The 23,514-nt window shown below is 59.5% G+C and carries 14 protein-coding genes; 4 read left to right on the top strand and 10 right to left on the bottom strand.

Annotated elements, in window-relative coordinates:
* Positions 1-20: 20 nt before the first annotated feature.
* The 6 genes from ACRRQW_RS00630 to ACRRQW_RS00655 all read right to left on the bottom strand — a co-directional run bounded on the left by ACRRQW_RS00630 (position 21) and on the right by ACRRQW_RS00655 (position 12,339).
* Entirely contained in the window at positions 21-2,843 is a 2,823-nt protein-coding gene (locus tag ACRRQW_RS00630) for a glycoside hydrolase family 2 protein (RefSeq protein WP_438479215.1), read from the bottom strand.
* A gap of 5 nt (positions 2,844-2,848) precedes the next feature.
* Positions 2,849-4,336, bottom strand: coding sequence for an MFS transporter (locus ACRRQW_RS00635; protein ID WP_438479217.1), 1,488 nt, complete (start codon positions 4,334-4,336; stop codon positions 2,849-2,851).
* 10 nt (positions 4,337-4,346) lie between these two features.
* Positions 4,347-5,354 carry a hydroxyacid dehydrogenase gene (locus ACRRQW_RS00640; protein ID WP_438479219.1) on the bottom strand — a complete coding sequence of 336 codons (1,008 nt, stop codon included), beginning with the start codon at positions 5,352-5,354 and terminating at the stop codon, positions 4,347-4,349.
* Positions 5,355-5,372: 18 nt separating this feature from the next.
* The gene (locus ACRRQW_RS00645; protein ID WP_438479221.1) at positions 5,373-7,445 is read right to left on the bottom strand and encodes a polysaccharide lyase family 8 super-sandwich domain-containing protein; all 2,073 of its coding nucleotides are present in this window, start codon (positions 7,443-7,445) and stop codon (positions 5,373-5,375) included.
* An 89-nt stretch (positions 7,446-7,534) separates the two neighbouring features.
* Positions 7,535-10,633 (bottom strand): carboxypeptidase regulatory-like domain-containing protein, encoded by a 3,099-nt coding sequence (locus tag ACRRQW_RS00650; protein ID WP_438479223.1) that lies wholly within the window; start codon positions 10,631-10,633, stop codon positions 7,535-7,537.
* A 230-nt stretch (positions 10,634-10,863) separates the two neighbouring features.
* On the bottom strand, positions 10,864-12,339 hold the full coding sequence (locus ACRRQW_RS00655; protein ID WP_438479225.1) for an alpha-glucosidase/alpha-galactosidase: 1,476 nt from the start codon (positions 12,337-12,339) through the stop codon (positions 10,864-10,866).
* Between the two features lie 91 nt (positions 12,340-12,430).
* Here ACRRQW_RS00655 and ACRRQW_RS00660 point away from each other — a divergent pair, with 91 nt between their 5' ends.
* The 4 genes from ACRRQW_RS00660 (at position 12,431) to ACRRQW_RS00675 (ending at position 17,359) form a co-directional block, all read left to right on the top strand.
* Positions 12,431-13,222: a helix-turn-helix domain-containing protein gene (locus tag ACRRQW_RS00660; protein ID WP_438479227.1), complete on the top strand. Its 792-nt coding sequence runs from the start codon at positions 12,431-12,433 to the stop codon at positions 13,220-13,222.
* 196 nt (positions 13,223-13,418) lie between these two features.
* A complete protein-coding gene (locus ACRRQW_RS00665; protein ID WP_438479229.1) occupies positions 13,419-15,806 on the top strand; it encodes a hypothetical protein in 2,388 nt (795 codons plus the stop codon).
* Positions 15,803-16,534: a PEP-CTERM sorting domain-containing protein gene (locus ACRRQW_RS00670; RefSeq protein WP_438479231.1), complete on the top strand. Its 732-nt coding sequence runs from the start codon at positions 15,803-15,805 to the stop codon at positions 16,532-16,534. The genes ACRRQW_RS00665 and ACRRQW_RS00670 overlap by 4 nt, the downstream gene beginning before the upstream one ends.
* 51 nt (positions 16,535-16,585) lie before the next feature.
* Positions 16,586-17,359, top strand: coding sequence for an IclR family transcriptional regulator (locus ACRRQW_RS00675; protein ID WP_438479233.1), 774 nt, complete (start codon positions 16,586-16,588; stop codon positions 17,357-17,359).
* A 12-nt stretch (positions 17,360-17,371) separates the two neighbouring features.
* Here the strand turns inward: ACRRQW_RS00675 and ACRRQW_RS00680 are convergent, their stop codons facing one another.
* From ACRRQW_RS00680 to ACRRQW_RS00695, 4 genes are all read right to left on the bottom strand, one after another.
* Positions 17,372-18,187 carry a PEP-CTERM sorting domain-containing protein gene (locus ACRRQW_RS00680; protein ID WP_438479235.1) on the bottom strand — a complete coding sequence of 272 codons (816 nt, stop codon included), beginning with the start codon at positions 18,185-18,187 and terminating at the stop codon, positions 17,372-17,374.
* 204 nt (positions 18,188-18,391) lie between these two features.
* Positions 18,392-20,080 (bottom strand): tetratricopeptide repeat protein, encoded by a 1,689-nt coding sequence (locus ACRRQW_RS00685; protein WP_438479236.1) that lies wholly within the window; start codon positions 20,078-20,080, stop codon positions 18,392-18,394.
* Between the two features lie 75 nt (positions 20,081-20,155).
* The gene (locus ACRRQW_RS00690) at positions 20,156-21,499 is read right to left on the bottom strand and encodes an amylo-alpha-1,6-glucosidase (RefSeq protein WP_438479237.1); all 1,344 of its coding nucleotides are present in this window, start codon (positions 21,497-21,499) and stop codon (positions 20,156-20,158) included.
* Positions 21,496-23,493: a DUF2264 domain-containing protein gene (locus tag ACRRQW_RS00695; protein WP_438479239.1), complete on the bottom strand. Its 1,998-nt coding sequence runs from the start codon at positions 23,491-23,493 to the stop codon at positions 21,496-21,498. The genes ACRRQW_RS00690 and ACRRQW_RS00695 overlap by 4 nt, the downstream gene beginning before the upstream one ends.
* Positions 23,494-23,514 lie beyond the last annotated feature (21 nt).

Here is a 23,514-nt window from a genome sequence, read left to right on the forward strand (position 1 = left end):
GGCCGAAGCAGTAATCCATTTCAGGAAATCTTCTTGAGATCATGTATCCCGGTTGTAGCCACTTTCGCTGCCTCCAGAAGACGATCCAACAAATCCACCGCGACGGCATCTTTTGCGGCGATCGCTTCGAATAAGCGGAACGAGCACACCCACACGCGCCCCTTTCCGTAGGCCTTAGTGTAAAGCGTCGCGCCCCACTCGATCGTGTCGGGGCGGCCGAATTGATACGGCATCGCGTGCAGTGCGAGAATTTCACCGCCGGCCTTCTGCACATCGTGCGCCTCCGGGTGAATGCGCGGATAACACGCGCCATAAGCCGGCCCGATCTGATGCTCCGGTCCGAGGTGCGCGAAGAGCGCATCGTCAAACGCGAAACCCATATTGCCCGCAAATGCGCCGTTGCCGTAAATCTCGCGCGGCGTGTCTTCGCCAAAAAAGTAATGCAAATACGCGAGGTCGCAGTCCACGAACACCGCCGTGCGGCCTGCTTCCACTTCGCGGCGCAGCACACGCTGGTTTTCAAAATAATTAAGCGTGCGGTCACGTCCGCGCAAATGCACGAGCACCGGTAGTCCCGGCGCGTTGGCCTGGTTGCCAAACTTTACCGTCTCCAACCCGAGGCCGGCGAGCATTCCGCCGATCTCCGAACGTGCCGCGCCGTGCGGCCCCACGCTGCTGTCCATCAACAAAATTTTCGTGCCCGCAAATCGCGGCGCGGGCAACGCGCGTAACGTCACCTTGTCGACTATGAGTTGACCGCCACAACTTGCTTCCGCGTGCAGCGCCCAGTCGCCGGCTGACTCCAGGTTAATTTCTGCCGCCAACAGTTCTGAACTCCAATCCGCCGCGCCGGAAAACTCCCAGCGCCGCACTTCGCGATCCGCGTGCAGCAGTGCGATCCAGCCCACGGCAGGCTGTGGTGCTTCGGAAAAATTGGAAACCACCACGCGCAGCGGCACGCTCGTCCCGACACTGAAAAATCTTCCAGGGGTATCGAGCAGGAGCACCGCCTTGCGATTCAGTTCGCGATAGACGGCATACACGCGTTTCGGCTCACGCCAGAGATCCACGATGCCGCCAAACTCGCTCGAAGCGTCGGCACCCTGCGTGATGACGTAACCCGCCACCCGTGGATTCAGCCGCAACGCGCGTTGCTCCAATCGCACCATCTCCGCCTGATCATAACCGAGCGCATAATAAAATTTTTCGCGCGTCGCAAAGAATCGCTTCAAGCCGAACCCTTCCCAGCCCTTCACGATTTCGTCGCGATAGTTTTTCATCTGCTGGTAATCTTCCAGCCCAAGCGCCCGCTCTGCCTCCGGGTAATTCGCCAGCACGCGATCCAGATCAGGAAATGCACTCGTGCCGAATTCGCTCACAAACAAAAGCCCCGGTTCGTCTTTCCCCACAGAGACAATGCGCGTGTCGAGTTCGGCGGCAGAAGGAAAATTGCGTAGGTAAATATGCTCGTCCTGAATCGGCACCGACGGCTTGCCTTGACCGAAAATGCCATTGCCGGAAACCGCTTCACCCACCCCACGTCCGGAATTTCCCGTCATCAAACGCGTCGGATCGAGACTCAGGCCGAGTTTGCATGCGGCTTCGATCAACGCGGACGGGCTCTTCTTCTTAAAATAAACCGTGTCGCTGAATTCATTGAGCAACGTCCACATCACGACCGACGGACGGTTCCGGTCGCGGCGAATCATCTCCTCGACCTCTCGCAAGCAGCGTGCGTCGATCTCGTCGTCGTAAGCCACCCAACCGATCGGCGGTTCACCGATGACGAGGAGCCCGAGTTCATCGCACAAATCCAGTTCCGCCATGCTCGCCGGACGCAGGGTGATGCGTGAAAGATTGCAGCCCGCATCCAGAATCGAGCGGATATCTTTGCGCGCCATCGCCTCGTCTTGCGGAAACGCGATGGTGCGCGGAAACCCGCCTTGGTGCAGCACCCCGCGCAAATGAATCGGTCGACCGTTCAAAAGGAAGCGTTCGCCATCAGTCGTAAACTCGCGCAACCCGAACCGCCAACTCCGCGCATCCACGCCCGACGCGCCCGTGAATTCCACGTGCAACGTCAGCAAATTTGGAGTTTCGCACGACCACAATGGCGCATCCGGCAACGCCAGTTCGAAACTTCCCGTGGCCGCGCTCGCTGAAATCTCTCCGGCGGCGATCGAGGCAGTTTCACCGACGCGGGTCACGTGGTAACGCAATTTTCCGTTCACCGCCACGCCTCCGGAAGTCCCCAAAGCAAACTCCACGCGGATCGATCGGGGGTTTAGCCGCGGTTGGACAAACGCATCCTCCAGCCACACCGCTGCGGTGCGCAGCACATGCACCGGCTGCCAAAGTCCACCGAAAGAGTAATACCAGCCGGCCTTGTAAGTTGGCAGCGCGGTTTGTCGCAGCGGGTGGCTGCTCTGCAATCCCTCGACCGGATACTCACGAGGTGGATCGACCACGCGCACGAGCAGTTCGTTTTCGCCCGCCTGCAAATGCGAGGTAAGTTCCGCTACAAATGGCGTGTAACCGCCATCGTGCCGAATCAGGAAATGGCCGTTGAGAAACACCTCCGCGCGGTAATGCACCGCCGAAAATCGCACGCGCCAAGTTTCCGTAAGCTCGCCCGCTGTTATGCGCAGCACGCGACGATACCAGCCAACGCCGTCGTAGTTCGGACGCACTTGCTCCCACACGTGCGGCACGGTCACGCCGACCGCCTGCTCGCGCCAGTCCGCCGGCAATTGCGCCGGCGCGGTTGCACCGGCGGGATCGAAATAAAGCTGCCACGCATCGAGGCGTTCGCTGCGGGTGGCGGAATCTGTTTTAGAATTCAAATCACTCATTCGGGAGCAACGTAGCCTTTGGGACCACCGAGTCGCATAAATTTTCCGTGCACATACCACGCACACAATAGCGCCATCAAAGAGAGGACGCCACCGACCACAAACGTCAGGCGATACACCCGACCGGTCGCATCGATCAACCAGCCGATCGAGGGCGCGAGCACGATGTTCGCGAGCGAGAGGAAGATACTCGAGGCCGAGAAAAACTGCGCGTATTTATTGTGCGGGAAAAGCCGCTGCCCGAGTGAAGCCACGCATGTGTAGTAACAGCCCGAGAACACGCCGTGCAACACCCACGCCACCAGGAACGAATTCGCGGTCGTCGCGTAGAGCGCACCCGTCATCGTCACCAACGCATAGGCGCCGAGCGAAACCATCACCATCCGCAGCGGGTGAAATTTATCCACGAGCCAGCCGAGGAAAAACGAGAAGCTCAGCGAGATCGTAAACGTCAACGCGAGCATCTTGCCATAAAGCCCCATATCCACGCCGAGGCTGCGCGCATACGGCAGCGAAAAGACGTTAATCGGCTGAAAGCACAGGCTCGCTAGCATCCACATCACAAACACCGCGAGGTAATAGTGGTTCGTGAAACACTCGCGCACGTAGCGCCGCAATTCCTGCCACCAACCGCTCAGCCCTTTTTGTTTTTCTGGTTCGGGTGGAGGCGGTGGATAGTCGCCTTCTTTCACCTTGTAACACATCCAGAGAAACGCCGCCGCGTAAGTGAACCCAATGATCACGAGCATCAGGGTGAAATGCGTCGGCACTTTACCCATCAGCCAGAAATTGAAAATCATCCCGTCGATCAAACCGACCGCGCGAAACAGTCCATAGAAGCGCCCGAGGAGCGGCTTCGGCACCACATCGTTGATGAGCCCGCCGAGCAAAGTCGGCACCGCAATCGTCGCGACTTCATACAGCGCCCAAAAAACGCCAAAGCATACGACCGAAACGATCATCTGATTCTCCAACGTCGCGAGCACCCACGCACCGGTCGTGGAACCGTCCAATGCGTTGTGCAGCCAGGCGCCCACCTGATGCGTCGGCGCGAGCACGCCATGCAACCACCGCGCGATATACGGTGTGAGCCCGATGCCGATAATGCCAAACGCCGCGATCGGCGTCATCACGAGCAGGAACGGAATGCGACGGCCTCGCGGCCCGCGATGCCGATCCGAGCGCACGCTGATGATCGGCCCGAGAATCAACCACAGCGCCGCCGGAAACGAAGTGATGAGCACGCCAAACAACCAGTTCGGCACATTTTGCGAGTTGAGAAACCATTGCGCCATCGGCCCCACCGAGCGTTCACGCGTCGCCCATGCGAAGTCACCCACCAGCAACCACGCGAACACGGCCACGAGCCCGCCCAACGTGTAAGTGCGTGTGCCCGCGCTCCAGGTCTTGCGCCCAGTCGAGGGCGCCGCGTCCGCCACCGGCGTTTCGGTGGGTGAAGAAGAGGGTGGAATCGGAGTGCTCAATGCAGCGATCTCAAGCCATCCAAGCCATTTGCTCGCGCGTGAGGCGCCACTTCGAGGCTTCGCCCTTCAGGTAACAGTCGAGTTCATCGACGAGGAAATATCCCATGCGGCGGCATTCTTCATCCATGGCTCCGGCAATGTGCGGGGTCAGCACCACGTTGGGCAACTTAAGAAGCGGCGAATCCGGCAGCGGCGGCTCGGGTTTCGTGACATCGAGCACGGCGGTCAGGTCAGAGCGAAGCGTCAGCACGTCGATCATTTCTTTTTCGCGCACGATGATGCCGCGCGCGGTGTTAATGAACGTCGCGCCCTCGCGCATCGCTTTGAAATGCGCGCCCGTGACCATTCCTTCCGTTTCGGGCAACCACGGGGCGTGCAACGACACGACGTGGGATTGTTTGAAAATTTCCTCGAGTGAAACCAGCTCCACTCCCAACTCCTTCGCGGCCGCCGGCGTGCAATGCGGATCGTAAGCGATGACGCGCATGTCGAACGTCTTGAGCAGATCCGCCACGCGGCGACCGATCGCGCCGAGTGAAATCAGGCCCACGGTCGTGCGAAACGCGCCGGGCATGACGCCGGTTTTGCGCAGGTATTTTCCTTCACGTTGCATGCCGATCACGTAGCGCCAGCCGTGTTTCATGCTAAATAAAATCGAGGCGAGCGTGAACTCCGCCACGGGAACGGCATTCATTGCATACGCAGAGACGATCTTGATATCGCGTTTCCAAAACGCGTCCGAAACCACGCCCTTGATCGAACCGGCACCGAGAAACACCGCGCGCAGATTCGGCGCTGCCGCGAGAAATTGTTCATCCATCACGCCCATGCCCCAGCCACCCATGATGATTTCTACGTCGCGCAGCACGTCAGGTTGCTGCGCCAACGCGGTCGCCGTCATTGGCGGCGCCGCCAGATCCAACCGTTGAGCGATGGTGGCTCCCAGTTCTTCGCCGTAGATTTGCTCATACGCCCATTCGTCCAAGACAAACAGGCCACGTGGTTTTTTCGAAGTCATAGAAAAAGTTAGTTCAAATCAGAGAGAAACCGGCGCGGAGGTCTTTCCGCCCGCAGGACAACTTAGCGCATAGCTGCGCGTGCCGATGCGCACATTTACCGTCAGGCCTTTTTGGGTGGGATCGCTGGCCCGCAACTCGCCACCGTTGAAATATAACAGGCACGGCGCATCCGCGTGCACTTTACGTTTTCCGTCGGAGAATTCGCCTGGCGCATACAGCGCAGCCAGCCACGCGCCTTTGCTAAAACGCACGGCTTGCAACGTCGCGTCGTTACGCAGGATTTTCCACGTCGGTTTTTGCGCCTGCTTCTTTGCTGCAGAAATCGACGCGCATGGCGTGATGATAAATCCTGTCGCGACATTTTTAGGGGCTTCGCCGTGCTCCAGCACGGCGAGAAAAATCGGCTCTGTAATCGGATCGGTTGAGTGATTTAGGTTAATGTCGTTCCATGAACCTGTGACCGGCCCGAGCGAAAACGAAATCGTTTCGCCGCTTAAAGGAACGTAAAGCAATCCGTCGTGCTGAATCCAACGCACGTTCCGCCGCGTGTATTTGCCCGGCGTGAGCGTCGTAACACCATCCTCGTCCGCCACCGTGACCGCGCCTCGCAAGCGCCGTTGATCGAGCGCAGTGCGCACGGGCTGGCCCGAGTCGGTGCGATTCAACGCGCCAATGAGGCCGATAAATTCACTTTGGTAAGTGACCCAAAATTTCCGCGCCGTGAGCGTCGTCGCCTCCCCTTTGCCCACCGCATAATCCATTACGCTGGCGCCGCCGTAGATATCGCCCACCGCCCCGACAAATTCGCGCCGCTGAATCGTGTCCATGTCAGCCGCGGAAGTGACACCCGGCAACAGTTCCCAATCCCACACCGGCGGCAGGTCGACGTAATCACTTTTTGCCTTCAAAAGGTAGTGGTCGCCCCAATTCAGTTTCCCACCCCGGCGATTTTCACGCGACAGGGTTTCGGTGACCTCTGTGCGCGTGGAAATGGTTTTCAGAAAGACGCTGAAGGTCGATTGATGGTAAGTAGCGAAATCCGAGTGCGGAAACGCGCGGAAGCCCGTGCGTGTCGGCGCATAACCTTGAGCCTGCACACGCGCCTGCTGGCGAAGTTCGCTGCGGCGCTCGGGAAAAACTTCCGCGAGCAACTCGAGTTCCGTGCGCATATCCGCTCCTTTCATCGCGCCCGGCCGGCTCACCGCGCGATCCAGCGTGCCTGGAACCGTCACGGTGCCGCGGCTCATCCAGAAATTCCCCAAGTCGGCCAGATCCGCCAGAATCCGCACTTTCTCCTCGGGAACAGCCCACTCGGTGCCGCGCAACAACCACGCGATGCGCACCGTATCCTGAAAAAACGACGCGCCATAATGAAACTGCTGCAAGCGCGCGCCGTGTTGGTGAAAACTGTAATCGTCCTGAATCCCCTGCTCTCCACCGACTGCGATTTCTTTCGCGATCAAAGCGCTCGCGCGGGCGATCTCGGCCTCATTGTTTTCCAGCGCGGCGGCCATGAGCACGAGTTCCGCGCTCCAGACTAAATTCGCCCCGTTAAATTCCGGCGCAATGTTCGCTTGATGCAGCACCGCCATCGCTGCAGCGCGCGCATCGCCGTTCAAGCGATCGCCTAGTAACACGATGATGTCGCGCATCACCTGCGGCACGCCGATCTGATTCTGCCACCAATTCGGATTTTGGTAACGCGTCGTCGTCCAGTGTGCGAGCGCCCGGAGCGCGACGTCTGCAGTCTTGGCATCGTTAAACCATTTTGATTTCGGATCCGCCAGTTCGCGCGCGAGCACGCGCACGCGACGCAGATGCGCCGCCGTGGGCCACGCACCCCCAGCGCGATTGGCGTAATCGATATCCGGCCAGCGTCCCTCGGAATCCAGCGTGGTAATCCACTCCTGCGCGTCGGTGGCGCTCCACACGGTGCCTTGCGCGCCTGCGACATAGCTTGAAACGAGCAAGTCGTGGTAGCGCGCCACTACCAACACCGGCCCCGTCACCTTTCCTCCCGGCACACGCGCCTGCGCGCCAAGAACGGCGGCCAGGCTGCAAGCGATGAGGAGAAGGAGAAGTTTTTTCACGGAGATGAAGAGGCTGCTCTTAATTAAACAGCCGGCGACAGGCTAAACCTGACACCGGCTGGTTCTAACCATTAACCCTGAAATGCCACTTAGAAGGTGCCCTTGACGGAGAAGGTCCAGAGCGCGCCGTAGATATCTTTTTGGACGAGCTCTTTCACGCCATTGCGCTCTTCGTAGAGTTCCTGACCAACATTGCCGACGTCGCGGCCGCCGACGGAAAGCGTAACCCACTTATTGATTAAGAGGCTTGCGTTGATGTCGGTGCGCGTGCGGGCTCCGCGAAACCGAATGGAACCCACCGTGTTGGTCCACGGAGTGTCATCCGTCCAAATCGCACTACCGCCGAACGAGAAGCGCTTGTAGCGCATCGATCCGCCGAAGTTGATTTGGTGGGGAGCGACGCCGCCGCGACGGGTGTCCGTGTAGGCACGTGTATAGTTGGTGTAGACACTGGTGTTCCGGAGGAAGCCTGGAAGGAACGAGAGCACCTGACGGTATTCGAGTTCCATGCCGCTTGACTGCCGTGACCTGTCGGCATTGACGGTCGAACGCACGGTGTAGCCGCCGTAAATCACCGGATCAATTTCAGGGAACTCATCAAACCACGTGCCCGGCAAACGATCTAAGGTATCGCGCTGATTATCGATATCTATTTGGAAAACACCGGCCGATAGCGTGCCCGAAGTAGGCAGATAATACGTCAGTTTAGCAGAGACGTTGAGCGACTCCTCAGGCAAAAGACCGGGATTTGGTGCCGTGATAACCAGCGTGGTTTCATTAAAGGTCGTAACACCCGCGATAATTGTCAGCGGCGGACGGTTGATCGATTCGTGAGCACCGAGCTGGAAATCAAGATTTGGCAGAATCTCATATTTCAGCGCCGCGCTGGCAAACAGATGATCGTAATCGGTCACCTTGGTGATGTTTGGCAGTGTAAGGAATTGGTAATTCAAACCGGGGATCGTGCTGGCGCGACCGGTGCCATCGACGGCAAACCCGGCAGCGATGACCTCAGCGCGCGGACGTTGCTGCGGTTGCAAGAGTTCATCGGTGGTTTTCTCGAAGCGCAAACCAGCTTGGAGTTGCAGCTTCTTGATGCGCACATTGCCCATCAAGTATGCAGCATCGACGCGTTCGTAGATATTACGATTATTCCCGATGTAAGCGCTGTAGTAATTAGCCGCTGTCTGGGCTGCGGGATTCGACACAAAATACTCCGGATTTTTATTGTAGACATCGGCAATTAACGCGCGATCAGCGAATGCCGGAGGATTGCCGAAATAGGTATCGATACTGCTCAAATCGATCGGCGCGCGCGTCGGGAAAGCCCCAAAAGAGCCGGTCGTGCCGCCACCGGGACCGACATACAGATAGCCGAGATAGGGACGACTGTCCTGAAACTTACGATATTCCTCACGGCCTTTAACGCCGAACTTCAAGAACGCAGGCAGACCGAACACTGGTTTCTTCCACGTAGCGTCGATGCCACCGCTATACACTTCGTTGATTTCAGAACGACCTTCTTCGACGATGCGCGGGTTTTTGTAGTTGGCCGCATCGCCCCAATCTGGGCCACTAATTTGGGTGAACACCCAGTCGCCGGAATCGATCGAAGAGCGACGCGCCGTGTATTGGATGCCTGCGAGCGCATCGACACTAGCACTGCGCACTTTGCCTTCAGAGGCGGCGCGATATTGGTTGTCCGACTCGGACCAGCCGAAACGACCTTCGATGGTCAGATTATTCGTCGGCTTCCAGTCGAAGCTCGGCATCACACTAATCGTGTCGGTGAATTTGTCCGCACCATCGCCCGTCAGGGTAAGTGTGGAAGCTGAGGCACTGGAGGTAAAACTGACCATCGGGTCTTCGCCGAGCACGGTGGCTCGCGAGGGAGAACTATTAGCCGTGGAGGTGACAAAGCGGAACTGGCGATTATCGAATGTCGCGTGGTATTTTGCGAACGTCGTATTGACGCCAAAGCTGAATTTCGGGGACAGCTTGTAGTCCACGCGGAAGGAAACCGTCTCGCGGTCCGTGACCTTGGGCCCGTCGGTGTAGGTGATCGTCTGCGGCACAGCCGGGCGCGGGTCCGTTGCGGTCGTCGTGCGATTCACCGTGCTCATCGCATACTGCATGAACTCGTTGTAGACGCTCGAACGGTTGTAAGTGAGAACAAAGCCCAGGCTGCGATTCAAAAACACATCAGAATATTCGAAAGAAACATTCGGAAGAATCTTATAACTCTCACCCGAGCGGGGCCCAGGCGTCTTGTCGAAATGGAATTCTTCGGAATTTGCCGACAGGCCGAACGTGTAACCGATGCGGCGGTGCGGTCGATCGAACGCGCGCTTCGAGCGTAGATTGATTGTCCCGGCGGGAGCGTCGGCATCGAGATCGGCGCTGAGATTTTTGAACACCTCAACGGAATCGATGCTGCTGAGCGAAATGGATTCGAAACCGAATGCACGGCTGCCTTCAATGCCGGTGTTGTCGGTGCCGACGGTGGCGTTAAACGCATCGGCGCTGGCGAGCTTGATACCGTCCATCGTCACGCCGACATATTGCGGATCCATGCCGCGCATGCGAGGGCCGCGCGCGTCAAACTGCACGTATTCAAGATCTACACCGGGGAGGTGCTTGAGGAATTCGCCGACATTGCCATCGGCGGAATCGCCGAATTCATCCGATGACACGTGGTCACCGATGGTCGTGGAGCGTCGCTGATTTTGGATCGCCTTCGCCTGGCCTTCGACTTCCGAAGAAACGACGAATTTATCCAACTGCACCGTGCCGTCTTCAGCACGTTGGTTGGCGAGGTAGAGATTGAAATCCTGCGAAGCGGTCTCGCCGGCGGCAACCGTGACGTTGGACGAAGCCGTCTCGTAGCCGGTGTAAGTCACCACGACATTCGCCGTGCCTGCGGGCACATCGGAGAATTTGTAGACGCCTTCCCGATCCGTCTCGGTCCTCAGGTTGGTGCCCACAATGCGCACTTCGGCATAACGGACGTATTCGCCTGTCGAAGGCTGAATCACCTTACCGGTAATCGTGCCGGTAGATTGGGCGAAGGACAAAGCAGGCGCGGCAAAAACGGCGCACAACATCACAGCTCGCGTGAGCCACGACAGAAAACGGCCGGGCATGAAGCGCGCCGTCGAGTGATTTAGGAACGGGGGGTGGATGGTCATGGGATTAAACGACTAACCGGGGGATGGAAACGACTTCTTACGAGGTAAACGCTGATAGCACGGACAAATCAGGGGTGCGCCATCAGCAGGAGTCTTCGCAGCTTGGAAAAGCGTAAAAAAATATCCAACCGCGCCCGCACTAAACCTGTTAACTAAACGTTAAACGCCAGCCCCGTCGCGAGTAGAAAATCGTGAATTTCTCGCTCGGGGTTGGCGCATCCTCCACCTCATCACTTGTAGTCAGGTAGGAAATCTTTTTCTGCCGCGAACATTTCCACGGTCATCGCCTTGATCTGGGCAGGCGTGCAGACGGCGGCAGTTAACGGGTCTAACATGAGTGCATGCGCGGCCGTCTCGATGCTGCGATCAATCGCGGCCTGCGCGCCGAGGTCGAAGAAATTCAAGTTGCTTGCCGAGATCGCCGCCATCTGCGGCGGGAGTGCGCCGTAGCGGATCGGTTGCACCCCGTTCCCATCGATGAGGCACGCCACTTCTACACAGCCGTTGAGCGGCAGATTCGAGATGAGCGGACCGGCCGTGCCCTGCTGATTCATCACATTTCCATGAATGCGGAACGGTGAATTCTTCTCCTTCGCCTCGATGATCCACGACGCGTATTCCCACGACCGCGGCCAGTCCATCGGCATTTTCCCATTCAGCATCAGCTTGCGGTCACGATCCGCATTCGCGCGCCACGTCGGCCAGTGCGTGGCGTAAAAACGCGAACCGCCATCGTAGCCGCGGCGCAAATAGGCGCGCCCGGCCGCGCTCTTCCGATAATACGGCAGATACTCTGAAAGATGCCCGGAACTCTCGGTGATGAACGCGCCGAAATGCACCGCCATGTCCTTGCGCACGATGTCACGCTCGAGCGGCACCGGCTCCCAATCAGAGTCGGACGGCCCCTTACCGGCCGCGTGATCTACGAGGGCCTGTTCCACGTCTCGCGCGAAACGCGGCTGCAGTTCCGGATACAAATCGCGACCCTTGTGCGCAAGCTTCGTGAACCATGCGAGGTGGTTGATGCCCGCGCATTCCCACTGAAGTTCTGTCACGGGAACGCCGGCATAACGCGCGAGTTGATCGCTGGTGTGCTGCACACTGTGGCAAAGCCCGACGACCTGCATCGACGACGTCCGCGCAGCGGCCGTGCACAACATCGCCATCGGATTCGTGTAATTCAGCACCAGCGCATCGGGACAGAATCGTTCGCAGTCCTTTAACACCTCCAGCCACACGGGAATCGTGCGCAGCGCCTTAAACAACCCGCCCGGACCAATGGTGTCGCCGATACATTGATCGACGCCGTATTTGAGCGGGATGTCGTTGTCCCATTTCACGCACTCGAGACCGCTGACTTCGATGCAATTGACGACATAGTCCGAGCCTTTCAACACCGCGACGCGATCCGTCGAAGCGACGAGCTTCCAGTTTTTCTTACCGAGCGACGCCAGTAATTTCCGCACCAGCCGCGCGGAAACGCGCAGCCGCGCCGCGTCGATGTCCACCAATGCGATCGTGCCGCCCTGCTCGCCCGGAATGCGCACCAAATCATTCACCAGTCGCGGAGTGAAAAAACTGCCCGCGCCAAAAAACGTGAGCTTGATGGGGCGCGTCATTTCGCCGGGCAGACCGAGGACGGCAGAACTTTGTGTGTGGGCAGCGTGGCCTTTGCCGGCGCGCGAGGAAGCGGATTTCGTTTTCATGGAGTAGTTTTAAAGCCGACTTTAATTGGCCTTATTTTTATTCGGTAGGCTTAATCATTGATTAAATTCCGGCATTTTGTGACATGAGCCTATGTCCTCCGATCCCTTCCCAGTCCTCGCCGCGAGCGATGAAGAGACGTGGCACGACGCGCGATATCGTTGGGACAACTCCTCGCGTCCCGATAACGATTACTGCGTGGTGCAACGCACCCTGGCGGGCGCCGTGGAGTTTTCGATGCGCGGTCAGCGCACGCTGGCCGGACGCAATCAGGCGATCCTCTTCACGCACCGCGAAGTCTCGACCTATGGTTTTCCCGACGGTGCCACCGAACCGTATCGGTTACAGTTTGCCGCCTTCGATCCGAAAAGCCTGCGTCCATTTTTTGACACCCTGCGCAGTGAATTCGGTTCCGTAGTGACGATGCACGCCGACGGCGAGGCCGCCCGCCTGTTGGATGAAATTATCACACTCAACCGGCGCAAAAATTTTCACGACACGGCCCACGTCGCCGAATTGATCTTTCGCCTGTTGCTGTGCCTGCACCGCGAGCAGGTGGCCGCAAAGCAAACCGACGACCCGATCGAATACGGTTATTATTTACTCAACGACCACGCGAGCGGTCGTCTGAGCATTAAGGAAATCGCCCGCCTCGCCGGCGTGACGCGCGAATACTTTATCCGCGAATATTCGCGACGCTACCGAGAGACCCCGGGCGCAGCGTTGCGTGTGCGGCGTCTCGAACGCGCCCGCGCGCTCCTGCTCGCGACGACGCATCCGCTCGAGGAAATCGCCGCGCGTTGCGGCTTCGGCAGTGCGGACACGTTGCGACGCAGCTTCCGCCAGCACTTAAAAAAAAATCCGCTCGATCTGCGAAAGGCCTGAAAAAACCGCGCTGAAATTTCAGAGGGTTAACAGGTTTACCACACGCACCGTTGAAGCGCCGCTATGCGTGCAACACATGGCGTGTATTCCCCGCGCCCGCGCTTTGCGTTGGCGCATTCAAATCAACCTCGTTCCCCCTGCAACCGTGGATCAGTCCGTCGCTCCGGCGCGGATCTCATCGCACGGCCCCGTCCCCATGCGCTTCCTCACGAAACGTCTCCTCGCGCGAACCTTGCTGTGCGCGCTCATTCCGGTGCTCGGATTCAGCACCCCGACCCGCGTCGCCTCCTTCGGTCCCAACGGCACGCACTGGCCCAGCCTGTTGCCGACGCCGTTCATGTATGATCCGTCCGTTGCCAACATCATCGACGTCGCGTGCACGTGGACCGCGATTCGCAACGCGATCCTCACCGTCACTCCTGAAATGGCGGCCGCCGGCGTGCTTATCCGCGTCGCTCCGGGCGAATTGCCGGGCAACGGCTCCGGCGCCACTTCCACACCGGTGATCCAAAATGTCGGTTCCGCCACGTGGACCAAACGCGTGACCGTCGCACCTCGCGATGGCTACGGCACCGTGCAGATCGGCATCGCCGCCAATATCGGCGCCCGTATCCACAACGTTCACGGCGTGTGCTTCGCCGGCTTCATCGCCCGCGCACTCCGGCCGAGCGCGTGCGTCAACTCGGCCATTGCCTGGACCAAGATCACCGTCTGGCTCGGCGCCTCGGCGTCCACGAACATGAACAGCTCCAACATGGAGTTCGTCGAAGTTGTGTTGCCCAATCTCGATCTCACCGGCGACGACAACGCCCAGGTCGCGACCAGCACCAACGGCACCGTCGATAACTTCCAATTCATCGGTTGTTACTTCGCGCCCGACTACCGCGCCAACGGCTCTCAACACAGCGATACGCTCCAATTCCAAGGCTCGTCCGCTTACAGCAACGCCGTGTTCCGCGACACCGCGATGTTCTCAAGCAGCAACTGCGCGATTCAAACCGGCTCGCTCGCCGGCCTCATCATGGAGCATTGCTACATCGCCGCGCTCGCGCCCGCGCTCTCGCGTTATCCGTATCCGGTCGGCTACACGCCGCCGAATCCTGACGACGTCGGCAAACCGTTTAATGGCGGCGGCACTGATTTCCGCATCCGCGACTCCATCCTCATCGGCCGCATGACCGGCTACACCTCGGCAACCATCGCTGAAGTCACCAACACTCGGGCCACCCAGGGCACGACCGTCGCTTCCGGCGCATGGACGATCGATTCGTCGTTGCTCACCAGCACCCCGGAAGATTTCGGCGTGCCGCTGCCGACCGACGCCTACCTCAACTCCATTTGGCAATCGCCCGCGCAACTCTTCGCCGCCGCGCTCAACGGCAGCACCAACGGCTACCAGTCGCACTTGCCCGCCGTAAATTATTCCGGCGGCGTCGCGAGCCTCACCTTCCAACGCGCCAGCGCCAACTTCACCTACAAGGTCGAAGCTTCCAGCGATCTCGTCACGTGGACCACGCTCGCCACCAATCCCGGCAGCGTCGGCACTTCCGTCACGGTCAACGACACGCCGCCGGCCAACGCCACGCGCCGTTTCCTTCGTCTGGCCATCAGCGACGGTGACCGCACCGAGCGCACGCAAGCCGAAGGCTACCTCGCCACGCCTTTGCCCGCCGGCGCTTCGAACAGTTACCTTGGCCAAGCGCTGCTCCCGTCCGCGCTCTTCAGCGGCAACGTCACCGCCGTCGCCGCTTCGCAACTCACGTTTGCCGGCACGCCGTTTACCGCCGGTGCTTTCACGAGCAGCCCCTGCTGGCTCCGCATCGTCAGCGGCCCGCAAGCCGGTCGCGTCGCGCTCATCACCGCCAACGACGCCAGCTCGATCACCGTGAACCTCGTGGACAACACCAGCCAAAGCGTCGCGCTCAACGCCGCGAGTTTTAGTGTCGTCGTCGGCAACACCGTCGAAATCGTTCCGGCCGACACGCTCGACACGCTCTTCACCGGATTGGTCACCGGAGGCAATTCGCTCTTTACCGCCGACACCATCGGTCTGTGGGACGGCACGAAGTGGGTTTCTTACTACCGCTCGACCACGACCAACAGCTGGCTTGGCCAAACCACCGGCAGCACGTCGCAAAACAATCTCGTGATCGCGCCGCAACAAGCGTGGGTGCTCACGCGCCGCGCGGGTCGCCCGGCCACCACGCTGGTGTTACCCGGCATCGCGCCTGAATCGCGCCAACTGCTGCGCCACGCCGGCGCGGGCACCGCGATGACGACCGCGCGTTTTCCCGTGACGCAAACGCTCGCGAGCTTCGCCTTCACCGGCCCGGGCACATGGGTGTCGAACGACGCTTTCGCTTCCGCTGACACCGTCAGCCTGTGGAGCGGCACGCAATGGGTCGCTTACTGGCGCACAAGCGCCGGCGAATGGCGCCGTCAAGGCGACACCACCAACGCCAATCACGCCTCACTCGTGGTCGAACCCGGCCGCGCCGTCTCGGTCTTGCGCCGCGCCGCCGCCACCGGCAACGCCACCTTCGTTTCCCAACCCCTTCCCTATTCTGACACCCGCCACCAATGAAATCTCTGACTCAACTCATCTCCCTCGCCAGTTTGCTCGCGTTACCCGCGCTCGTCTCCGCCCAATCGGTGTGGACGAATGCCGCGGCCGACTTCTCCTTCAGCAATCCCGCCAACTGGGCCGGTAACGCCGTGCCCGCTTCGGGCGCCGACCTCAGCCTCGCGATCAGCGACCTTGTCGGCCTCGACAACGGCGGCAACTTCGCCGCCAACAGCCTGACCATTCAGTCGGGCATTTCGGGAATGTTCGTCAGCGCCAGCGCAGAGACGCTCACCCTCGGCGCGGGCGGCATCTCGAACCTCGGTCTCGGCGTTGATTTCCAAAGCACGCTGCTCACCACCGCGACGCAAACGTGGAACGTCGGCGACGGCACGTTCACGATTGGCAACACGTTCGATGTCACCACGGGCTCCACGCTCACGATCAACGTTGGCAGCGGTGCCACGTTTCTGTTCGCCATGGGCCAGCCCAATCCGGACTGGAACGGCTTCATTAACTTCGTCGGCTCCGTCAGCACGGCGAGCTTGCGCGTCACGGGTGCCGGTTTCACCACGCAAAACCTTTCGCGCATCACCATCGATGGCGCGGAAGCCCAACTCGTCGGTGATCAGTTGAGCGCCGTGTCCGCGATTCCCGAGCCTTCGACTTATGCGATGATGGCCGGCGTCGCCGCACTGGTGCTCGCCGCCGCCCGTCGCAAGTTCTCACGCCCGGTCGTTCAAAGCTGAGCGACTTAAACCTCACCGCTGGCCCGCGCTCACGCGGCCAGCGGTTTTTATATGTCCGGAAACGCCCCTATCCAGTCGCTCAATCGCGCCGCGCAGATTTTATTTGCGGTGGCCGGCGCCGAGCGCGGGCGCACGCTCACACAAATCTCACACGCCACCGGATTGAATCCGAATACGGCCTACCGACTCGTGCGCACGCTTGAAGGCGATAATTTGCTCACGCGCTCCACTTCCCCGCTGCGATTTCATCTCGGGCCCGTGGTTGAAGATCTCGTTCGCCTCGAAAGCGAACGTCATTTACTGGCCGTCGCCGCGCCCGTGCTCTCGCGTCATCAATTACGCCTGCCCGGCTCCAACTTCAGCCTCGTGGATCGTTTGCCCGGCGCGGAAAGTTGTCCGCGTATTTCGGTGACCGCGCACCGCCCCGGCGTCGCCGTGGTGCAACGCAGCGTGCTCCACCGGCCTTACGAAAAAGCCAGCGCGTTGCTGTTTCTCGCCTACGATTCGCCGGAAGATCAGGCGGAGTTTTTTAAGAAACATCCGTTTGAGCGCACCGGCACCGCTCACTGGGGCAATCTCACGCGCCTGCACGGATTTCTCGCCGACGTGCGCCGGCTCGGTTACGCCATTCCGGAATTTCCCGATCGTGAATTTTACCGCGTGGCCGCACCGATTTTTTCCACGGGCAACGCTTTGATCGCCGCAGTGGGCGCTTACATGGAGACCACCGCGTCGGAGCGAGACCGCTTCGCCTTGGTCGAGGCCTGCCGCGCCACTGCGCGGGAAATCAGCCGCAAACTTGGCGAAAAGTCTGCGGCCGCGTAAATCCTCGATCGCTTACCGACGGCGACGGCGGAACCAGCTCAAGCCCAGTCCGGCCACGCCGAGAATCAACGCATACGTCGACGGCTCCGGAATCGCCGACGCCGGCGCGAAAGCACCATTGATCGTGAGATTATCGACGCGGGCCGTGCTGGCGGCACTTTGCTCGATGTAGAAACCGATGCCGGTGATATCCTCGGCGAGTGCGTTAGAGACGCTGCCGGATCCGCCTACCACGAGAGAGCTGCCCGCGGTAAACGAAATGGTGCGCCAGTTGGCCGCCGCGAGATTGCCGGCGAAGTTGAATGATTTGTTTTCGGCCAACGAACCTTGAAAGTTCGCCAGGGTCAGCGCGGCCGTGCCGAAATTAGCTTCGGTCGCATACCAGCTTCCGCCACTTTGCACGGCGAGGCGCACCACGACACTCGTGGCGGAGTTCGCGGCCTGCCAAGTAATCGTGGTCGGCGTGAACGCTTCAAAATTAGTCAGGGTCAGCCATCGCTCGGAAGGAGTCGAAGCCACCGACACGGCAAAAAGAAACCCTTTATCCGTCGTGGTGCCCGCACCATTGGCATTGGAGAGACCGATGCGATTATCCAATCCATCCGCATCGATAAAAGTGTGATCGATCGCGGTCGCGCCGCGATAGGCGTAGAGCCCCGTGATCGAGCCCGACGCGAGATCGGCGTTTACGTTCGCCGATTTGCGCCCGGCCACGGGATCGTTGTTACTGTGGGTGTTGGCAAAATTATAGACGAGTTGCGCATTGAGCGTGGAGGCGAGACCGAGCAAGCCGGCAACCACCGCGCACGTAAGGTGACGTGATTTCATGAGGGTATTGGGGGGATAAAGATTAACGAACCACGTGAGTAGGTTTCGTATTCCGCCTGCCATCAACGCCCCCTCAGCCTCTCCAGAAAGTAGTTTTGAGCATGGCTCAAAACATCCGCTTAATCGAAAACCGCTTGCTTGAAACCTCCGTGATTACACGTGTGCGTCCCCACAAAAACGATTTCGCCCACTGACCGATAAAGATCATCGCTTCGCTGCTTCGGCCTTCTGCGACGAAGTGCCGCGAGAATTCTGCTCAGCGTGCATCTCGCGCTCTGAAGTTTGCGCGGGCAGATTTGACTGCAAAATTGTCAGTCGCCCGCGATACTCCGGCGCGTAATGACGAAAGCGCCGTTGCCCATACTCAATCAGTTGTCGGGCTTCCTTGACGTAACCTGCATGCGCAAACGCCGCGGCGCCCTGGCAGACTAGTTCAGCATGATAGGGGAAAAGTCGCAGGCCTTCGTCGATCGCCGTCAAGTAACGCTGCACGACCGCGACTTCGGCGCGCGCGCACACTTCAGCGATCAAATCATAAACCTCGGGTATCTTCGGTGAAATACCGCGCGCAGCTTCCAGCAACTCCATCACAGGCTTGATCTGCTCCGCGCTCAATGTCCCGCTTGGTCCCGCCGGCGTTTTGAGGATTTCGTCGTAATGAATCCGCGCCAGCTCCAGATAAGCGCGGGGCCGCTTCACTTTTCCGCGCACCGCAGTCTCCAGAAACCGTCGCGCTTCCGCAGCGTTGCCAAGTTTTTGTTCGTGCAAGCCAATTGCCGCCAACAACTGCGGGTCACGCTCGCCGCGCACATAAGGTGCGCGCAACATCGCGCGCGGATCAACCTGTGGCCTTTCAAGCAGCGCGAGCGCCTCCCCTTTGATGCGTCCTACTTCTGCATCAGTCGCATCACGCAAGCTCACAGGCTCATACTTGAGCGTTCCTTTGATGGTCTTAATTGGGGTCTGTTCAATAAAACGGACTCTTCCCTGAAAATCCCTCGTGGCTTCCTCCATCGCAGCGACGGATTTCCCGAAGCATTCCTCAAACAATTGCGCCGTTACCGGCTCCATGCGTGCTCGGTTGATGAGTTGCACGAAACCCGACTCATACTTCTCGGGTTCATCTAACAAACAGAACTGAGCGAACGGCAGGAATTGGCTGAATAGTCGACTGGCCATACTTTTCGGGATCGGTTCGCCTTCGCGCCAATACCTGCCTTGCCCGACGATTGTTTGATCGCCCACTGGTGTATCCGATCGGAATATTTCACTCAGCTGCACGCTCGGGTGCGCTACCGTCGACCGCCGGTAATACCTCTCGTGCACCTTTCCCACGATCACGGAGTCGGCCGCCATACTGACAGCCGTCGATATGAATTTACGTCCAGCGTGAGCCATCCACTCCGGCGGACGAGGCTCAGTCTGGCCACATCGGTAATAATATAACTGCGCCAGCCTGCGCCAACGATTTTCAGCGTCGTGATTCAACGCAGCGTTTTGAATGAAAAACAACTGCTCCCAATCCGAGACGCTTTCCGCGAAAACGCGCGTCAACCCCAACTTCTCCCGGTAAAATTTTTCGAAACCGAAATCTTTCAGCCCCGCTGCATCATCACACAGGATCAGCGTCATCGGTCGGTTGCTCGCCAGCTTGATCGGCCACACTAATTCTCCGACCTGCAGCACAGCTTGAAGGTCATGAATCCACTCCATCGTCGTCACGTCCGAGGTATTGGACAGGATTTCGAATCCGGGAATCGTTCCATAACGCCACGCTTCTCGCTGCGGCAATTCGGCCTCTTCCCGCACTTTAAAAACCGGTAACTCCAGAGTCGGCTCTTCCCCGGCGACAATCGCTTCACTTTGCGGAGAAGACGCGGGAGCCTCGACCACTGCCGCCCCCAAGACTGTCCAGACAGCGCACCACACCATCCCGTTCAACCAGTGAGCGCGCCGGGGTTTCATTGTTCAGGGCGCGGACTTTTTCTCTTCATTCACGGGCTCCGGAAACAGCCAGGTAAGGTTGTCGTTTTCCCAATCGAGCACGAACGCGATTACGAAGACGCCCGTCCAAGAAAAGCGTCGCGCGCCGATCGCTTCACCGGTTTTCGAATCATAATATTCTCGCAGTAAATTCGGTTCAGCGGTCACCCAGTTGAGCAGCGTCGTCCGCATCTCTTCCGCGGGACGCGCGTGGCCATAATCCCTCAGGCCTTTCAGCGCGAAGAATGACGTGTTCAACCACGCCGGGCCTCGCCACATTTTTTGGCTGTCGTAGCCGGGCGTGTCGTAAGCGGCGGTCGGCATCCCGGGGAAAAACTTTGCAGGATCCGCCGCGACTTTCGCCAGCCGCTCCGCCCGCGCGCGCGACGCGATTTTCACGAACAACGGCATGAATCCCGCGGGCGAAAGCACTGGACTGCTTTTGCCGCTCGCCCGGGCGCGATCGATATAAAAGCCCAAATCGTCGTCCCACAACCGCGCGTTGATCTGCTCCGCGAGCGCGTCCGCTTGTTTAGTCCATTCATGCGCGTCCGTAGAATTTATCCGTCCCGCCAGATAAGCCAGTGCACGATAGTGCGCGTAGAGATAACAACTAAGATCGATCGCCCACAGCCGCTGGGCGTCGCTCGTCGCGAGCTGATAACCGCCGTCCCACCTCACGGAATTGTCCCAGCCGGATTCGTTGCCCACATGGCCACCCGCGTAGAAATACAATCCATCGCGTTCGCCGCCGCGCTCCTTGCGCCAGAACTCACCGAGGCGCACCAGCTGCGGATACACGCGCGTGATCCAGGCGTCGTTCGGTGCGCGTCGATCCACCACCGCCACCGCCCACGCCATCACGGGCGGTTTGGTGTAATCGTTATTCACCTTTCCGTTCTCGTGAATGACATCGGGCAACATCCCGTTGGTGAGCTGGTGCGCCAGCACGATGTCGATCTGCTCGCGCGCGAGCGCCGTATCCCAATGCGACACACCGACCGCGTGAAATGCTGCGTCCCAATTCCAAATGCCGCGATACACCCGCGACGCCGGCTCAATCCCGCGGCGAGGCGCCCACGCTGGCACCTCCACCACGTTGCCCAAGATCGTCGCCCGTCCCCGTGCAAGCAGGGTGCGCTCAGCGTCAGTCTTCTCAACTCCGGCCACTCTCGCCCAGGCATCCGCTTCCGCCCGCAAGCGCGGCGCGTGCAACTCAAACGCCCCCAGCGATTGCGGCGCCGGACTCGGTTGCGCCCGCGAAGTCACAGCGCCGCTCAAAACCAGCACTAGGAAAAATGAAAACGCGGCGCGAGTGATCGGCTTCATGCAGGCGATGGGGTTTCAGATTTCGCCGCGCCTTCTTGTCCGCCGAAATCCACGGTGCGCGTTTCCCCGTTTTTGAAAACCACCACGATGATCTGCGGCGCGCCCGAGGGCGTGTGCTCGATTTCGGTCCATCGTTCGATCGGATTTGCTTCAACCTCGCTCCACCCAACCGCGTCCGTGCGATGCAGCATTAACGTCACCACAAGTTCACCGCTCGGTCGCGCCGAGGACACGCGTTTGCGCGCATAGAGCACCGTGCTGATTTCTGTTTCCACGTTTTTTCCACTGTGCACGTGCGCGCCGAACTCATTCCAACCGCCCAATCCGGCTAAAAACAGACCGCGCGTTTTGCCCATCGCACTCAGGCCATTTGCAAATTTCACCGTCGCCGGCGCGCGATCCGACTCATGCGGCAGGCCAAAATGCCCAAGGCTCAATTCGTAGGCACCCGCGATGCGCACGCGGTCCACGCGCAACACCCCGCCGGGAATAATGATTTCCGCCAAATCGATTTCCGCGTGATCCGGAGGGAATTCACCCGCTGCAAAAACCAGTTTTCGGTAAAGCACTCCGTCCCGCATTCCATCGTGCGTGGTCGCGATCGGACATTGGAAATCTCCGGTTCCCGGCACCGCTCGCAGCGAATAAGCCATCGCCGTCAGCCCCGTCGGATCGTCCGCTTCCCACGGAAATTCCGTGTTGAACACCAAACGTTGATACAACGCATTGTCGAAATTCACTTTGCCGGAGCGACACTCCGCCGCGCCCGTCGTCCCGTGCAACGTCGCACACAATCCCGCGCCGTCGAGTGCCAGCGTGCTCGACCTGCGCCCCAACCGCGCCCAAGCGCCGTCATTTTCCTGCGCCGTCCAAAAAGGGGCCTCCGCCGGCAACGCAAGCGCCTGATAAATTTTCGCCAGCCAAAACGGACTCGCCGCACAGCTGTATGCTTGCAGCACGGCATCACGCGGACCGTAAAACCCCAGACTCGGAATGCCGTCCTGCCAGAAATCTTGACGCCCGAGAAACTGCAGCAGATTCCCCGAAGCAATCCGCCTCGCCTGCCCGGGATCGAGCGGCGTGTGTTTCAAACGAAAGGCTGTCACCAACGGTGCCGAGGCCGCACAGCGATAAATCGCACTGCGGCCCCACAGTAGCGATTCGCCCCCGCGCCCAAAAAAATGCGGGTAATTTTCCATCAACTCCGCGTGACGTCGCTCGATGAGCGCGGCCAGTTCTGGATATTTCTGGTAGCCGATCCATTCGCACCAGAGCGGGCCGTAAAATTGAAACGCCCACGGCGAATAATAATCGAACTGCTTGCCGTCGCGATACCAGCCATCGCCCGCATAATAATCCATCAGCGCCGCGAGGTGCGTGAGAATCATTTTCTCATCCACCGGATAACCGTGCGCCTCCAGAAACGCGCCGATGAGCACATTGAAAAAACGCCAGTTGTGCGGATGCGTTGGTGCATGCGCGAATTCACTCAACCACGCCGCCACCCGATCACGATGCCCGGACGTGTAACGATCCCAAATCACCGCGCGACAGCTCATCAGCCCGATGCACAACGCCGCGGCTTCAACCATTTGCTGCGGCGGGGTGCCCTTGTTCGCTTCTGCGAGATTTTTTGCGTCACCCCAAAAGCGCGGCGATGACGGGTCGCACGCACGCAACACTTGGCTCGCATAATAATCACGCAGCCGGCGTCCGCCCGCTTCCACGTCCGGATTCTCCGCCAGCAGCGGCGCCGCGATGAGGAACGTGCGTGCGAGTCCCTCGGCTTCCTCCGCCCGCAGCGCCACCCACAAGGCGTCTGTTCGTGGGTAAGCGACCGCGGATCGCTTCGGAAATACGATCGGCGCATCATCGTCGCGCACGTGCGAAAAAATTCCCTCGAGCAAACCCTCCGCGCTCTGCACCCAATGCGCGCGCGTCAGACCGGTGAACGGGCTGCGCTCAAAATCCAGCTGTTGGGGAATGAATCGCATGCCTCGGTGGTTTGTCGCGAT

This window comes from Oleiharenicola lentus (genome assembly GCF_051660365.1).
Classification (GTDB): Bacteria; Verrucomicrobiota; Verrucomicrobiia; order Opitutales; family Opitutaceae; genus Lacunisphaera; species Lacunisphaera lenta_A.

Coding starts and splice junctions, on each gene's coding strand:
- ACRRQW_RS00665 (WP_438479229.1), top strand. CDS start 13,419: ATGCGCTTCCTCACGAAACGTCTCCTCGCGCGAACCTTGCTGTGCGCG.
- ACRRQW_RS00640 (WP_438479219.1), bottom strand. CDS start 5,354: ATGACTTCGAAAAAACCACGTGGCCTGTTTGTCTTGGACGAATGGGCG.
- ACRRQW_RS00655 (WP_438479225.1), bottom strand. CDS start 12,339: ATGAAAACGAAATCCGCTTCCTCGCGCGCCGGCAAAGGCCACGCTGCC.
- ACRRQW_RS00650 (WP_438479223.1), bottom strand. CDS start 10,633: ATGACCATCCACCCCCCGTTCCTAAATCACTCGACGGCGCGCTTCATG.
- ACRRQW_RS00690 (WP_438479237.1), bottom strand. CDS start 21,499: ATGAAGCCGATCACTCGCGCCGCGTTTTCATTTTTCCTAGTGCTGGTT.
- ACRRQW_RS00670 (WP_438479231.1), top strand. CDS start 15,803: ATGAAATCTCTGACTCAACTCATCTCCCTCGCCAGTTTGCTCGCGTTA.
- ACRRQW_RS00695 (WP_438479239.1), bottom strand. CDS start 23,493: ATGCGATTCATTCCCCAACAGCTGGATTTTGAGCGCAGCCCGTTCACC.
- ACRRQW_RS00680 (WP_438479235.1), bottom strand. CDS start 18,187: ATGAAATCACGTCACCTTACGTGCGCGGTGGTTGCCGGCTTGCTCGGT.
- ACRRQW_RS00660 (WP_438479227.1), top strand. CDS start 12,431: ATGTCCTCCGATCCCTTCCCAGTCCTCGCCGCGAGCGATGAAGAGACG.
- ACRRQW_RS00675 (WP_438479233.1), top strand. CDS start 16,586: ATGTCCGGAAACGCCCCTATCCAGTCGCTCAATCGCGCCGCGCAGATT.